Origin of the sequence: Microcoleus sp. w1-18aA5, from assembly GCF_036701705.1 — a bacterium.
In the GTDB taxonomy this organism is placed as follows: domain Bacteria; phylum Cyanobacteriota; class Cyanobacteriia; order Cyanobacteriales; family Microcoleaceae; genus Microcoleus.
On sequence record NZ_JAUPTE010000010.1, the window covers coordinates 102,171 to 114,548 of the forward strand.

The window sequence follows — 12,378 nt, forward strand, 5'->3', positions numbered from 1 at the left end:
TAGGGTGCGCTGGGGCGCACCTTACAAATTACTTTTACATATTCTTTCTTCCTTCTTCCTTATTCTTTCTTCCTTCTTCCTTCTTCCTTCTTCCTTATTCCTTCTTCCTTCAAAACATCGGCATTAACTGAAGTGGCCCAATTCCCAACTCTTTAGCAGACACCCAGCGCACCTCAAGCAAAGCGATCATATCCTTAAACTGAGGCTGACCGCGAGAAGCACCCATCAACCCTTTAGCAATAATCAAACCGCACCAACCGTTGGTTAATTTACAGCGACGGTCCCACTTCTTGCGAGCTTCCTGATGCACCGGATCGTCTTCATTGAACTCCCCAAACAAATACAACTCTCCATTTTTAGTTTGCAAAATACCCAAGTCGAATTGCTCATCCTGAAAAGGATTTTCGCCCGGATTAAAACCAATTCCCTTCACACCTCCAGCTTCTTTCAAATCCTGAATCATAGTTTTTGCCTTTGGATGAGAAGTTTGAATCATCACCACCGGCAAACCATCTCCGGCGGTATTAATATCAACTTCTGCACCTTGGTGAAACTGGACACTTTGGCGCAGGAAATCTACCGTTTCCCAAGGTACGGCGCCGAGACTCAAAAATGAATTTTGCGGCACCAAATCGTCCCGCAGCAGTGGCTTGTCAAATTCCTCATCATCGTCATCATCGTCATCATCGTCATCACCGAGCATCTGTAATAATTCGTCTGAAACATCCGGCATCGTGGAAACTTTAACGGATACCTGTTGAATTTCTCCGTCAGGCTGCGCCACTGGGATGCGGTAGCGGCTGCTAAGAGTGGGAAAAGTGTCTGAACCCAATTTCCGGCGGCCGTTGCGGAAAAAGCGATGAAAGGCTTCGAGAGCAACTAACATCGTGAGGGCTTCTTCTTCGTAAAGAATCGATCGCAATCCTTCTAAAGGATGTAGGTTGCCGAAATTTGGTTCAATTTCCGATGGAGGCAAATCGGCTAAATCAATTTCGTCGTCCTCGTCGTCCTCATCAATATCTGCGGCACTTTCAAAGGTAACAAACAAACAGTCTTGCCCTAAAAAAGCCTGTTCTAAATCTTCAAAAGATTCATCGTTGACGACTCGTTCTCGAAACCGTTTCAAGGATTCTAGAGAACGGTACAGTAAAACTCCGTAATCCATTCTGCCTTGCCCCAATACAGACACGTAGAGGCTGGCGACATCCCACTGATTGATTTCAATAGATATAATTTGATGTTCCCTCAAAGTCCGCCACGGAGCATCTTGCCAAATTTGAGCAGCTTTTTCCATTAAAACTTCAGCATACTGAGGGGGCAACTCAGGAGGTCTGTTGATTGCGACCTCTTCCATGCCGCGAAATATTTCGTCAATTAGGGGCAATTCCGGTACGTAGTCAATGGAAATGCCTAAATCTTGAAGTACGCCCCGCAGATAAAATTGAATTTCTCGGTTTTTGACTACTATTTTTTGGGGGCGGACTGCGGGAGCCGGACTTTGGGGATGTTCCATTGCCCGTAGCAGGGCCCGGACGATCGCCTCTGGGCCGGCATCTGGGCCTACCATGTCCATAGCCCTCACGACTCCTTCGGAGCCATCGACCCAGAGAATGCACTCGCCACCTGCTTCTAGAACGTCGTCGTCATCTAGCATCATGTGCGAGTCAGCATTAGACAAGGGTCGGCGATCGCCCTCCCACACGCTGGGAATTTGAGGTAAGTTTTGTAGCCGACGAAGAGTAGTGCGATTCAGCGCTGCCATAGAGTAAGCCCGTTGGGTGAAGCATTGTTGCGGTGCCGGTAGCCGGTCAACCGCTGCTTATCAATCATAAACCCTATAGGGGGAGAGGACATCGAGCTTGGGAACGAGGCCCCACGCTAATTAAAAATTAGAAGCTAAAAATTCGGTCTTCAGCATCTAACCGAATGCCTTCCGGCGAATGCCTGTACAATGGAGCAATAAGATTAAACTCTTTGCATTAGACAGTCTCAGGAGTTCGGCAAATTATGACTCAAGCCATTTCTGAAAAGCGCGGCATTCAAATGACGGACTCTGCTGTCCGTCAAGTTTTAGCCCTGAGAGAAAAACAAGGTAAAGACCTCTGCTTGCGGGTAGGGGTGCGGCAGGGCGGATGCTCTGGAATGTCCTACGTGATGGATTTCGCAGATCCAAGCACTGTGAAATCCGACGATGAAGTGTTCGACTACGACGGTTTTCAGGTAGTTTGCGATCGCAAAAGCATTCTTTATCTCTACGGTTTGGTTCTCGACTTCAGCGATGCTATGATCGGGGGCGGTTTTCAGTTTACTAACCCCAACGCAACTCAAACTTGCGGTTGTGGCAGTTCTTTTTCTACATAAATTGGAAAATAGGGCATTGGGGATTGGTAATTGCTAATTGCTGAGAATGCCTCGGACTGCCTTGCTGCGTCCTGCACCCAATGCTCTTTCCAATCTACAATCTAAAATCCCAAATCTAAAATCGAATGACCCCTGAAGAATTGTTTAAAGACGGTTTCGATCGCTACCAAGCTGGCGAAGCCCCGGCTAATCTGATCCCCGTGTTTAAAGAAGTGTGCGAAAAAGCTCCCAAAAATGGCAATGCCTGGGCTAGCCTCGCGTGGCTCTACCTGTTGGAAAATAAACCTGCACCGGCTCAAAAGGCAGCGAAAACAGCCGTTAAATTGAACCCTCATGACCCCCAAGCTCGCATCAACCTAGCAGTAGCGATCCTCGATCTCAAAGAAAAAGGAGTGCGCCCCCACGTCGAAGTGGCTCAGCAATTAGTGATGGCTTCGGAAGAGTTGCTCGACGAAGTTAAAAAAAATTTTGAAGAAGGATTAAAGAGAAAACCCGACTGGAAGAGTCTCGCCCGCGTTAAACAGTGGCTTCTGGAGCCGTAACCACGCAAACAAGTCGATTTTTGGGCGGGGATCGAAGAAATCGGCTGTGCGGTTTATTACGACATCGTAATAAATCAATAAATAACTTTATGGAAAACTCAGGAAGTCAGTGCTAGTATTTGAAAACTTAGACGATTGCCAAATCCGCTCAGCGGTTTTCAGATTTTATTAGGATAATACTAGGAGTTGTAAAAACATGAGCACTGACAGCCACGTTAACATCAAACCAGCAACCCGGAACCACAAAGGTTTCTTTATTCAGCCCGCTTCTTACAAGTTGATGAGCATAGATAAATCTGGCTGGGCATTAATTTGCATGGACAAAGCAGTTTGTCACTATGTAGATCCTGATGATTTGCAATTGCCCAATAAATCGGGAATGTCTGAAGGTTAATTCTGAAGTTTTGAGAGACTTTAAGATGCTTTATTTGAGTAGCTGCCCTCCATTGAGGGCAGCATCTTTTTTTTGTCAGAAAAAACTCCGGCCATGAAGTCGTGTAAGGGATTTATATCAATTCCGGTTGCACTCCTCCGGAATAGTTGACTGTTGACTGTTGACTGTTGACGGGCCGGTCGAAAAACTGAATGGTTGAGTGTTAACTGTTGACTCGATTTGATTATTCCGATGCAACCGGAAAGGATATTAAGGGATAGAAGGATAGAAGGAAAAATTACCGGTTAGATTTGAAGGCAAAAAGCATCTCCAACTCAGCAGTTGTCGGTTGTGTAGAAGCTGTGGCTACGCTAACTCCTCGGAGAGAATTGAGCAATTCAGCAGCAGGCGGTGAAATTAAATTTGGCTGTACAGCAAGCAAATATTGGTTAGCCCAAGACATGGTTTTTTCCATATCTATGTAAAAGTAACCTTGGTTTGCCCGCGGTAAAGAAGTAGCGATCGCCTGAAAACTTGGACTGCTGCTTAACGGCTGGGGTGGCGTCGAAGTAATCACATCAACTAAAGGCCCGCCGAAAGCTACAAACACAGAATTTTCATTCAGCCAACCGTGCCCGAATAAAGTGCCTTGCTGGGGTATTTGCCACTCCGTAACCTCTTTGCCTTGAACTTGTCTGGGGGCGACACTGACTGTAGGATTGCTTTTGGCGATCGCATCGAGTTTTTTCAGGGTTGCTTCGGCTGCAGGGCGATCGCTAGTTTCAAAAATCATCGCCGCCCCCATGCCCAACTGAGATAAAATGCCTTGATTAGAACCGATCGCCCCAATCGCAAATTCCCCATTCATCCAACCAAAAACCTCTCGATCCGCATCCAAATCCAACCGCTTAAAACTATTCCTCACCTGCTGAACTCCCCTGTCAACTTCCGGGCTATCTTGTGCCTCAGCGGTTGCTTGCGACCAAATTTGATCGATTCCCTTGCCACCGACTAACGCAATGGTTTCGACGGGAAATCTGGGCAACAATTTCGATGCAAATTGTGGATTTTGCTGCACGAATTTAGGGTCTAACTGAGCAATAGTTTTTACCCTCAATCCCTCACTATCCGCCCCAATTCCCGCAACCAAAGACTTCACTTGTTTGAACTGCGAAAACACTGTCCAAGGCAACTGGATATCGGCGGAAAAATTAGCTTTCAATTGCTCAATTGCCGCCGGATAGTCAGCAATATAAACAGTTGCGATCGGATTCTTGACACCAGCACTCTCAGAAAAAAACTTAGTTGTACTCTGCTGCGTAGCCAGGGAGGGTTCTCCTTTAAAAGTATCGATCGCCAATTCCACAGGCTTTTTCAAAGGAGCCATCACTAATTGGTCGTTCAGCAAAGCCAAACTGTAGCGCTTGCCAGTTGGCTCTGCAATTTCAAAAATTTTAACTCCTTTATACTCGGTTTCTTGAGTAGTTGCACCGGGCTGAGATTTTAATTTATTAGCAAAATTCCAAGCGCTAATTTTATTTTTGACGCTCACTACTACCAGCAGTTTTGGAGGCTCTGTATTCGTCACAGCATCAGGGGGCAGCAAAGCGACCATGACCCCCCCTAACCAAGGTTTTAAGTCCCTGTCAAAGTCGATTTGAGTGCCTGCCAAGCTTTGTTCTTGAAAGGTCTTCAAACCCTGACCGACCAACTTTTGAGCCCCTGGCGTGCCAAATCGCTGCAATTGTGACAGCGCTTGGGGATTGGGGGAGATAAACGCGGCCATCATTGCTTCGTCGGGTACAACTTTGGCGCTGTCTTGAGGGTTGGATACTTGTTGGCTCAAACCCTGGAAGTAAAAGTAGACCGCAGCGCTACCTGCTGCGGCGATGGAGGCAGCAATTAGAAGCTTTGATTTTTTTGCAGGCATGGTTTGTGTTCCTCGCGTCCTTTATCAGTTTAATGAAAATACACTTGGCTTGTGGGGAGGCGATCGGGCCTGCTCTCTAGTTTTGTATAATCAAAGACAAGTTTGGACGATCGTCTAAACTGCTAGAACTGTGCATTATTGGTAAAAGGTCAGGAACCTTAGCCTAAAGGCATAAGGCTTGAAAGAGAAATCTAGAAAGCCATCCTGACCAGCCTAAGTCCTTCGCGGACTACGTTTTTTGAGTCACGACACCAGGCGGATGCGTAGCTAGTCCCCTGCTCTGTCGCTGAGAGTTAAACAATCTTAAGGTCACTGAGATAGTGCTTTCAGCCTAACAAGCTCTTAAAACATTGGCGAAGCTAACTTTACTCCGAAAGGAGAACGGGACAACCATATCCCGACGGAGGGGCACCCATACCCCTCCACCCCGGAAGGGGATTCAAATTAATGTAAAGCCGTCCTAAAAGGACGGGGTTTCAAACCCAATTTTCCGATGAAAGTAGCGATCGCGGGAGCAACAGGATTTGTAGGTAGCCGGCTGGCGGAGAAGCTGCAAGCTGCGGGACATCAAGTGGTGGTTTTGAGCAGGGATGCGGCGAAGGCTAGCCGAGTTTTTCCGGCTTCAGCTTATCCGAATTTGGAAGTTGTCGCCTACACTCCAGCGGAGTCTGGTGATTGGCAAAAGTCGATCGCGGGCTGCGACGCTGTTGTCAATTTAGCTGGGGTTCCGATTGCGGAGGAAAGGTGGACGGAGGCGCGCCAGCAGGCAATTCTGGACAGTCGCAGACTGACGACGGCAAAATTGGTCGAGGCGATCGTCAATGCTAATCCTAGACCATCAGTGTTTGTTAGCGCATCGGCGATCGGCTATTACGGAACCAGCGAAACCGCTGAGTTTGACGAAACGAGCCTCGCGGGAAACGATTTTTTAGCAGCAGTTTGCAAAGACTGGGAAGCAGCAGCCCAACCTGCAAAAAATGCGGGAACGCGGTTAGCAATTTTGCGGCTGGGGATAGTTTTGGGAATGGGAGGCGCCTTGGCAAAAATGCTGCCACCTTTTAAACTATTTGCAGGCGGCCCGATTGGGACAGGAAAACAGTGGTTTTCTTGGATTCATCGCGAGGATGTGGTTGATTTAATTTTGTACGCTTTGCAAAATTCGCAAGTTGAAGGCGTTTTGAATGCGACAGCACCAAATCCGGTGCGGATGAATGAATTGTGTCAAACTTTAGGAGAAGTTTTAAAGCGACCTTCTTGGTTGCCGGTGCCAGGTTTTGCTTTAGAAATGCTTTTGGGAGACGGGGCAAAACTTGTTTTGGAAGGGCAGAAAGTGTTGCCAAAACAAACTTTAGCTAGCGGTTTTCAATATCAATATCCGACGCTGAGATTAGCACTCGAAGAGATTTTGTCTGGAAGCTAGGAAGTAGCCGAATCATCGTTGTCCAAGAAACCGGATTTCTTCGATAATTGTGGCATCCTCACGCCGGATTTTGTTAATAAACCCGGTTTCTGAGGGTCCTGCGGGCCTAATCCAAGAAACCGGGTTTCTGCGAGAATGTTGGCATCTTCACGCCCGATTGTGGTAAGAAAGCCTGTCTCTGAGTCCCATGCGATCGCTGTTATCATAAAATCACTTGAGAACAGAAGGGAACGACAATGCAAACCCAAGAAAAACCAGCAACCGAAAAGCAACCACAAACAGAAAAAGGCTACTACACGCCAGAGGAATATCTCGCATTAGAAGAAAGTGCGATCGACAAAAGTGAATACCATGATGGGGAAATCGTACCAATGACAGGCGGAACAACCAACCACAACAAACTTGCACTGAATTTTTCTCGCAAATTCCCCTTGACTGTGAATGGTCAAGATTACGAGACATTTATCAATGATGTGCGCCTGTGGATACCCCAAACTCGCCGCTACGTCTATCCCGATATCATCGTCATTCAAGGAGAACCTATTTATCACGAAAACAACAAAACAATTGTTACAAATCCTCTGGTAATCGTCGAGGTTTTATCCAATTCAACCAAAGACTACGATCGAGGTGGTAAATTTCTCGCCTATCGATCAATCCCGGAATTTCGAGAATACATTTTAATTGACCAATACAGCTATCACATTGAACAATTTGCTAAAAGTTCTAATGGCAAATGGGTATTAACAGAATATGATTCAGAGGAATCTCTATTAACCCTAGAATCCGTAGAATTTCAAATGTCGCTGAGAGAGATTTACGAACGAATTAATTTTGAAGTTGAAGACGAAGAAGTAAACCAGACAAAAAGTGAAATTCAAGAATAAGAGCGAGTCCGCGCCAACTCGTTCAAAAACTGGCTTTCTTTGCGACTTTTTCTCGATCGTGAGCTTTGAGCAAACTCGCCGGATCGGGCCCAGCGGGGATAATGCAGCCGGGATTCAGCGGGAACAAATTGCCGTAATAATCGCGTTTGACAGCCTCCAAATCGCAAGTGCCAGCAACTCCCGGTAACTGGTACAAATCGCGCAGATAAGCTCCCAAATGCTCGTAATCTTGAATGCGGCGCACATTGCATTTGAACAAGCTGTAGTAAACGGCATCAAAACGGAATAGAGTAGTAAAAAGCCGCACGTCTGCTAATGTCACCCGATCGCCACAAAGATAACGACTCCTCAAGAGCGATCGATCGATCTCGTCTAAAACAGCAAACAATTCACTGCAAGCCGAATCATAAGCAGCTTGAGATTGCGCGAAACCGCAGCGATAAACGCCGTTATTCACCGATTGGTAAATCTTCTCATTCCACTCGTCAATTTGTTCTCGCAAATCCAGAGGATAAAGATCCATTTGAGGATTGCTAGCAAACTCGTTAAACTCCGAGTTTAGCATCACAATAATTTCCGAACTCTCGTTATTGACGATCGCCTTTGTCGAGTCATCCCACAGCACCGGCACCGTACACCGCCCCTGATAGCCCGGTAAAGCCAACTGGTAAAGTTCCGGCATCGTATTGCAGCCAAAAGTCTCCGACTCCATCACCCACATTCCCCCTTCCGAGGGATACACAATAGACACCGATATCGCATCTTCCAGCCCTTTGAGCGCCCTCGTCACCAGAGTGCGGTGCGCCCAAGGGCATCCCGTACCCACGAAGAGGCGATACCGTCCCGCAGCGGGTTGGTGAGGGTTGTCTGGTGCAGTGCTGACAAAGTTGCGGAAACTGCTGCTGGGGCGAATGTATGCTCCCGTGCGATCGGGCGGCGCTAGTTTTGACATCATTAATTGCCACATTGATGTCCAGACAAATTTGCCGAGCTTGACTGTTACGGATGAAGGAAGCGATTTGTTTTTCACAATGCGATTAAAAGAGGTTTGCTAACATAATCTGCTTATTTTAACTCACATTGCGAGGTTTATTCCCTCGTTCCCAGGCTCTGCCTGGGAACGCAGATGCTTTGGCTCTGCCTCCCTCTGTTCCCTCACCTGAGAACGAATTTTCTAGGATCTGCCAGAGGCTATTTCAGCATAAGCTCGATCGATCAATCGGCGAGCAACCGTCTGAATTCCCGTATGTTCGTAATAATTGGTAGTCATGTCTAAAAACGCCGCCACATAATCCAATTTGTCATCAGTAACATCAACGTATTGCTTGAGATGGCCCAAAACTATGGCGGGAGTTAAGCCGCGAGACTGTACTAAATTGTTCATCCAACCTTGCGCTGAAGCGAAAGTAGTTGTCACAAATCCGAACTTTTGTGAATTATTTGCGCCGGGAATTAGGTTGCTGATATTTTGGAATGTTGAGTTTTGCTGCAAGGTTGAAGGATTCAATCCGCCTATGGTATTTTGTGCTACTCGAATGAAGTCCGGGCCAAGGGGAATTAAACCGTCAACACACACTAAAGCAGCCATCCGCATCAGAGATTCGCCTTTGTAATGAGATAAATAATTACCAAAGCTTCCCACATTGTTAAGGGAAATATTGTTAAGTTTGCAGTAGGCTATTAGCTCGATCGCCACTTTGACACACAAGTCGATCGTTTGAGTTGTGTCAGCTTTGGGAGTGAGGCGGTTGAGAAAGGAAAGAAAGCCGATGTTTTCGCCAATTTTACTGGCCATAGCCGTTGCACCTAACGCACTGTCGGCGCTGTCTGCTAACTGGTAAAGCCTGACTACGCCTTGATATGGCTCATTGGGGTTAGCGTAAAGCTCGATCGCGCGATCGCGAATTTTTTCAACTAATTTGCGCTTGGTTTCCCCAGTCACCGCTTGAATAGTATTCTCAAAACCCGTTAGATTATTCCACTCCCCCGGAACCACAAAATCGAGGGATTTGAGCATCATCACAGTGACGCCACCAGACGGCAAATTGTCAACCAATTCCACAATAGATTTGCTCATCAAAAACTCCTGAATAGCCCGATTTAAAGTGTTCTTCCAAATACTCCAACTTCGGCCAATCCGATTCCAGATTCCAGATGAATTCCCCAGAAGGAAGTAGGTAAGCACAAATAAATATTATACCACCCGATCCACTTTTGCCCTACTCTGATCTTTCCTCTCTTCTCTAACTCTGCGTTCTCAGCGCCCTCTGCGGTTCATTAAAAAAAGTCTTTTTCACCAAACATTTGCATTTCACTCGCCAGCATAAAGTTAACTTTCATTATATTAACCGACTCAAAATCGCCTAAGCGTGTTAAAATAAGTGGCGCAAAATAGAAAAACATAAAACATGACGGTTGCAGTTAACAAAACTCCGGGATTAGCCTCGCGCTTAGTAAATGGCGTCCTTTCCATCAAGCCTTTGGCTAATCTAGCCAAGCACCAAGCACGGGAAATGATGATAAAAAGAGGAGAAAAAATCGGAGTGCATTGGCGACAAGAATCCCAAGCACTTTTGTCCCGGAATTGGGATGCAGAATTGCTCAGCGTTCAAAATCCCGATCTTGTTTACCCGAAATATTATCTAACATCATTCCACGCTTATGAAAAAGGTAATATGAGTTGGGAAGCTGCTACAGAAGTTGAAGTTGCCGCCCGTACAGTTCACGCCACTATTTGGCCGGAAGCAGGTGCAGAAGGCGATGCAAAACTCCGCGCCAGCTATCACGAAGTCATCAAATCTCAGATTGCTTCTTCGCCGCGAGATATTGTTGATTTAGGATGTAGTGTGGGAATGAGTACCTTTGCCCTTGGGGAGGTTTACCCGCAAGCGAAGATGACTGGGGTGGAGTTATCGCCTTATTTCTTAGCCGTTGCTAAATACCGTTCCCAACAGCGAGAATCTGAATCTTTAAATCAAAAATCTCCCACTTGGGTGCACGCTGCTGCTGAATCTACTGGTTTGCCTGCGGCTGCTTTTGATTTAGTTTCTATGTGTTTAGTTTGTCACGAATTGCCACAGAAAGCTACGAGAGAAATTTTTCGGGAAGCGAGGCGTTTGCTACGTGTTGGCGGACATTTGACAATTATGGATATGAATCCTCAGTCGGAAGTGTATGCCAAAATGCCTCCTTATATTTTGACTTTGCTCAAGAGTACGGAGCCTTATTTGGATCAGTATTTTGGGTTGGATATTGAGCAAGCTTTGGTAGATTCCGGTTTTGCCCAGCCGACAATCACTTGTAATACAGTCCGACACCGCACTATTGTTGCTGAGGCAATATAGCGGTTTTCAGTATAGTGAAGTACAGATATCGGGTAGGACACGGCACTGCCGTGTCTAAAGCTGTATTTATTTCATCGGGTTGAAAACTGCTATAAATAGTAAAGTTGCATCGATATTATTCAATGCTTGGGGCGGTGCGTGAGTGTAAATAGTCTAATCTGTGGATTTAAACATTTCGGCGATCGCACCCCCTACCGATAAATAATGGCGATGCTACCGGATTTGATATTAGACAGCCGTAGAAGCTATTCACAGCGCCATTTGTTAGACATTTTGATAGAACCCTAAAAGAAGGACATGAGCATGAACCCGACCGACCCATCTCCAAACGTCATCGATTGTTTGCAGGTTATCTTGGATGCGACAGCATCGAAAAATTACGAGCTTTTTACTACAGTCGGTGATGCAGGCTACAAAGCGAGCATTACACAAAAAATGTTTGACGATGTTAGCGAGCAGCTTGCTTCCCGCCTGCAAAAGGGATACTCAATTAATTATTTTGGTGAAATAAAACAAGGTAATTTTCCGATTTATTTGTGGAAGCTGAGTTTTGAAGATGGTGGAGATGAATTTGTGGCACACATGACTATGAATGGAGACAAAGTTGCTGGGATTTTCATCGAATAACCTATCTTGGTGATAGTGATTCCGGTTGCACGAATGATATGATTGTTGAATGTTGAGTAAAATTAGGATTTCCTGAAAACTGACTGTTGGGATATTTGAACAATACTGATGCAACCGGAAACAATATGATTAGAAAGCTAACGAAACACACTATTTTTAGTGTAGATTGACCTTGACCATGAAATTTATTTTCGGTCTATCGACATAGGGTAGAAACCGGGTTTCTGAGCGTAAGTCACACCAGAACTATGAATGGACAAAACATCTGTTGGTAGAAATGTGTGCACCCATATCTCGAAAGTGGCGAGAGGAATGCTTAACTCAAGGACTTGATGTTTGTAAACGAGCCTTGATTTACTGAATAGAGATAATTCCCGTTAAACTAAAGTTAATGGGGCATCTCAGTTTAGCGGTTGGGTGCTCCTATCTACATTAGTTAAAGGTCTTTTGTTTATCTTTTTTATAAATACACAATATTATGAGCACTTGTCATCAAAGCCTGATTACTCATATCTCTTGGGGACGTATTAAAGTAACCACTGACGGCCAAACTTGTCAATTCAAAGATTGTAAAATATGGTGGGGAGGTGCTAAGGAATGGGATTGGAGACTCACAGGTACTCGTCACCAACCAGGTATTCAACCTGCTGATATCGAAGAAATTTTAGAGCAAGGTATAGAATTTATGGTTTTGACACGTGGTATGGAACTCATGCTACATACCTGTCCCGAAACAGAAGAACTGCTGCATCAAAGAGGTATTGAGTATTATATTGGGTCTACCAAATTGGCTGCAGGGCTATTTCATTCTAGTGTAAGGCCTGATAGAATAACAGATTAATCTCACTGAGGGTTCAGGTCAAAATGTCCCAGATAACAATTGTTGAAGCATTT

Annotated in this window: 12 protein-coding genes; 8 read left to right on the plus strand and 4 right to left on the minus strand. The window is 45.6% G+C overall.

The features are described from left to right. Positions 1 to 109: 109 nt before the first annotated feature. Positions 110 to 1,762, minus strand: coding sequence for a DUF6930 domain-containing protein (locus tag Q5691_RS05770; RefSeq protein ID WP_333212546.1), 1,653 nt, complete (start codon positions 1,760 to 1,762; stop codon positions 110 to 112). A gap of 245 nt (positions 1,763 to 2,007) precedes the next feature. Here Q5691_RS05770 and Q5691_RS05775 point away from each other — a divergent pair, with 245 nt between their 5' ends. From Q5691_RS05775 to Q5691_RS05785, 3 genes are all read left to right on the plus strand, one after another. Beyond that, on the plus strand, positions 2,008 to 2,361 hold the full coding sequence (locus Q5691_RS05775) for a HesB/IscA family protein (protein ID WP_006632680.1): 354 nt from the start codon (positions 2,008 to 2,010) through the stop codon (positions 2,359 to 2,361). A gap of 125 nt (positions 2,362 to 2,486) precedes the next feature. Continuing rightward, positions 2,487 to 2,903: a tetratricopeptide repeat protein gene (locus tag Q5691_RS05780; protein ID WP_333212545.1), complete on the plus strand. Its 417-nt coding sequence runs from the start codon at positions 2,487 to 2,489 to the stop codon at positions 2,901 to 2,903. A gap of 196 nt (positions 2,904 to 3,099) precedes the next feature. Beyond that, positions 3,100 to 3,297: a hypothetical protein gene (locus Q5691_RS05785; protein ID WP_006632682.1), complete on the plus strand. Its 198-nt coding sequence runs from the start codon at positions 3,100 to 3,102 to the stop codon at positions 3,295 to 3,297. Between the two features lie 277 nt (positions 3,298 to 3,574). On the opposite strand, the gene Q5691_RS05790 is transcribed toward Q5691_RS05785, so the two are convergent. Beyond that, positions 3,575 to 5,206 carry a DUF3352 domain-containing protein gene (locus Q5691_RS05790; protein WP_333308705.1) on the minus strand — a complete coding sequence of 544 codons (1,632 nt, stop codon included), beginning with the start codon at positions 5,204 to 5,206 and terminating at the stop codon, positions 3,575 to 3,577. Between the two features lie 493 nt (positions 5,207 to 5,699). On the opposite strand from Q5691_RS05790, the gene thyD reads away from it, so the two are divergent. After that, positions 5,700 to 6,626 carry a thylakoid membrane protein ThyD gene (gene thyD / locus Q5691_RS05795; protein ID WP_333344138.1) on the plus strand — a complete coding sequence of 309 codons (927 nt, stop codon included), beginning with the start codon at positions 5,700 to 5,702 and terminating at the stop codon, positions 6,624 to 6,626. 236 nt (positions 6,627 to 6,862) lie between these two features. Further along, on the plus strand, positions 6,863 to 7,513 hold the full coding sequence (locus Q5691_RS05800) for a Uma2 family endonuclease (protein ID WP_333344139.1): 651 nt from the start codon (positions 6,863 to 6,865) through the stop codon (positions 7,511 to 7,513). 22 nt (positions 7,514 to 7,535) lie between these two features. Here the strand turns inward: Q5691_RS05800 and Q5691_RS05805 are convergent, their stop codons facing one another. Both Q5691_RS05805 and Q5691_RS05810 read right to left on the minus strand, forming a co-directional pair. After that, complete coding sequence (locus Q5691_RS05805; protein ID WP_333212619.1) at positions 7,536 to 8,480, minus strand: glutathione S-transferase family protein; 945 nt, start codon at positions 8,478 to 8,480, stop codon at positions 7,536 to 7,538. Positions 8,481 to 8,687: 207 nt separating this feature from the next. Next, complete coding sequence (locus Q5691_RS05810) at positions 8,688 to 9,590, minus strand: hypothetical protein (protein ID WP_333212539.1); 903 nt, start codon at positions 9,588 to 9,590, stop codon at positions 8,688 to 8,690. Between the two features lie 331 nt (positions 9,591 to 9,921). Between Q5691_RS05810 and Q5691_RS05815 the strand changes: the two genes are divergently transcribed. The 3 genes from Q5691_RS05815 (at position 9,922) to Q5691_RS05825 (ending at position 12,325) form a co-directional block, all read left to right on the plus strand. Next, a complete protein-coding gene (locus Q5691_RS05815; protein ID WP_333212537.1) occupies positions 9,922 to 10,857 on the plus strand; it encodes a class I SAM-dependent methyltransferase in 936 nt (311 codons plus the stop codon). Between the two features lie 303 nt (positions 10,858 to 11,160). Next, positions 11,161 to 11,484 (plus strand): hypothetical protein, encoded by a 324-nt coding sequence (locus Q5691_RS05820; RefSeq protein ID WP_333212535.1) that lies wholly within the window; start codon positions 11,161 to 11,163, stop codon positions 11,482 to 11,484. A gap of 478 nt (positions 11,485 to 11,962) precedes the next feature. Continuing rightward, the gene (locus tag Q5691_RS05825; protein WP_333344140.1) at positions 11,963 to 12,325 is read left to right on the plus strand and encodes an MTH938/NDUFAF3 family protein; all 363 of its coding nucleotides are present in this window, start codon (positions 11,963 to 11,965) and stop codon (positions 12,323 to 12,325) included. Positions 12,326 to 12,378 lie beyond the last annotated feature (53 nt).